This is a genomic window from Micromonospora globispora (assembly GCF_003857015.1).
Classification (GTDB): domain Bacteria; phylum Actinomycetota; class Actinomycetes; order Mycobacteriales; family Micromonosporaceae; genus Micromonospora; species Micromonospora globispora.
In genome coordinates this window covers 1-2,393 of sequence record NZ_QGGF01000629.1, presented here as the reverse complement: position 1 = coordinate 2,393, position 2,393 = coordinate 1, and the positions used below count along the sequence as shown (strand labels likewise).

Sequence of the window (2,393 nt, the reverse complement as noted above, 5' to 3'; positions counted from 1 at the left end):
CGGACCTACCGCGACCGCCGCATCCAACAAGGCCTCAGCACCACCGAAACCATGAGATGCCTCAAGCGCTACATCGCCCGAGAGATCTACACCCTGCTGACCGCTTGACGGACCATAGGAGCATCCGGGCTGCGGTCGTACCACCAGCCAACAGGTAGCCGCGATGTGTGCGCGGCGGTCGATGTCGGCTTCGTACGCTTAGTAGCGACACCCGATTGAGGGCACGGCCAGCAAGCAGGCGATGGACGTCACGGACATATCCGCGCTCGTATGCGCAGCTCCGCGCCAATACGAGGGCAAACCACGTCGGTAAAATTCACGACTACCCCGAGCTACTGATCGCAGGACTGGACCCCGCCAAATCGAAGGCGCTGCTCAACGACCTCGCCAGCAGGGTGTACGACAGGGTCGAACGGTTCCACCACGGCCAGCGCATCGGCGACCTCATCGCCGGCTACGACGCCGTCATCGTGGGCGGCGACGCCACGCCGGAGTTACATCCCGGCACCACCTATGGCCACTACGGGCGCGACCGTGTGCGCCTGCAGCAGATCGTCTGGCCAGATCCGCAGGGCCGCTTCCCCTGGGACAGCGGCTACGCCTACCCCCAGGGCTGAAGCCGATCATCGGACGGCCGTAGTCCCGCCCTGTCACCACGGGCTGGAGGCTGGGCCGGCGCTCTACGTGCGTTGGCCCAGCCTCCAGCACGCCCTGCCGCCGACGGCTCGCGTGCCCACGCTCCCGGTGGGGTTCCCAGGCGAGGAAGAAGGCGGCCTTTTGTCGTTCACCGTCCCGCAGATGCGGCCGAGCGAGGGCCTCAGACGGGCCTCCCGTCCTCATCGGGTGGACGGAGTACGCGGGAGTCGTGGCCGCCTCGGCGCAGGTCTGCCATGAGGCGGTCGGCCAGTGTGAGGGTGTCGTCGCTGGGCTCGGCATCGATCTCGGCGAGCTGGCGGGTCAGGGTCCGGCGGAGCGCCCGCACCGCGTCGAGGTCGCCGAGCTGTGCGCGGGCGCGCATCGCTGTCTGGTAGAGCTCTTCGCCGTAGGGGTGTTGTGGGATCGCCACGTCCAGTACGGCAAGCTGCTCGGCTGGGTGGCCGGTGAGTTCCTCGGCGAGGGCGACGGTGGCGTCGAGGGCCTCTTGGCGTATCGCCTCCCGGTAGGGCTCGAGCCATTCGTACTCGCAGCCCTGCGCCAGTGGCCGGCGGTAGGTGTCGACGGCGCGGCGCAGCGCCGCGACCCGCTCAGGCTTGCTGGTGGCACCGTCGGCGGCGCGGATGGCGGCGCGCATCCTCCACAGGTCGATGTCGAAGCGCTGGGCGTTGAGCTGGTAGCGGTGGTTCGGGTGGGTGAGGTAGCTGCCGGGGCCGGCGTTGTGGCGCAGGACGCTGCGCAGGTCTGAGACGTAGGTGTGCAGCCGGTGCACGGCCTTGCTCGCTGGGGCGTCGGGGAGCAGGTCATCCAGGATGGCCTCTGCGGAGGCGCTGCCGTCCCGGACCGCCAGGTACACGAGTAGTTCGAGGGACTTCGCGCGCAGACTGCGTTGCGGGTCGGCGCCGACGATGGCAGGCGTGCCGAGCACGGCGACCTCGACCGGGCCGGGCATGCCTGCGGTCGTCTCCGTGCGAGGTGGCGTCGGGGCGGCGGTGGCCGAAGCGTGGCCTTCGCCGGGGTCGTCGGTGTCCGCTGCAGCAGCAGGGCCGCCGCAGGCCGTGGAATCAGTGGCCGATGCCGTGCCGCCTGAAGAACCCGCGGTGCCGCTGTCGACTGGACGGGCGTGAGCGTCGCTGGCTGTTTCGGTCGCTGACTGTGCGTCGGGTTGGGTCGCCGGGTGGGCTGGCGGCACCGGTTCGGGGTCCTGCTCAGGAGTGGGTGCGGCTTCGGAGGGGGCGGGCGCGGGCAGTTGGCCGGTGTGGGATTCCGCGAGGGTCGCGAGGAGGGCGGCGGTTTCGTCGGGGTTGATGACGGCGAGCCGGCCCACGTCTGACGGGTGGGAGCCGTGGCGGGTGGTGACGCCGTCGGCGGGGGTGGTGGTGCCGTCATCGGCGACGTCGACGGTGTTCCCGTCGGGCCATGTTCCGAGCAGCACGCCGTGAATGTCCAGGCGTTGGCCTTGCGTGAGCAGGGCGGCGATGCGGGCGCGTTCGTGGCGACCGGTGGCGTCGGCCAGCAGGATGATCGGGGGCAGGGGTTCTTCGTAGGGGTCGGCGGCGCGCAGGTCGGTGACGGTGTCGACCTCGTGTTGGTAGACCAGCCGGGTGCGGTGCAGTGTCTGCGCTTCCAGGATCTCCAGGGCGTCGTCGAGGCCGGCGGTGATGGTCAGCCGGGGCGTGCGGGGCAGGGTGACTGCGGCGGCGCCGAGCAGCGTCGCCGCGGTCGCTGAGGGCATCACC

General features: G+C 70.4%; 2 protein-coding genes. One reads left to right on the top strand and one right to left on the bottom strand.

Features of this window, described 5'->3' with window-relative positions; genetic code table 11:
* Positions 1-167: 167 nt before the first annotated feature.
* Positions 168-617 (top strand): DUF4262 domain-containing protein, encoded by a 450-nt coding sequence (locus DKL51_RS31075; protein WP_243420649.1) that lies wholly within the window; start codon positions 168-170, stop codon positions 615-617.
* A gap of 200 nt (positions 618-817) precedes the next feature.
* Here the strand turns inward: DKL51_RS31075 and DKL51_RS31070 are convergent.
* The coding region (locus DKL51_RS31070; RefSeq protein WP_311768099.1) for a BTAD domain-containing putative transcriptional regulator at positions 818-2,393 on the bottom strand (1,576 nt) is incomplete at its 5' end.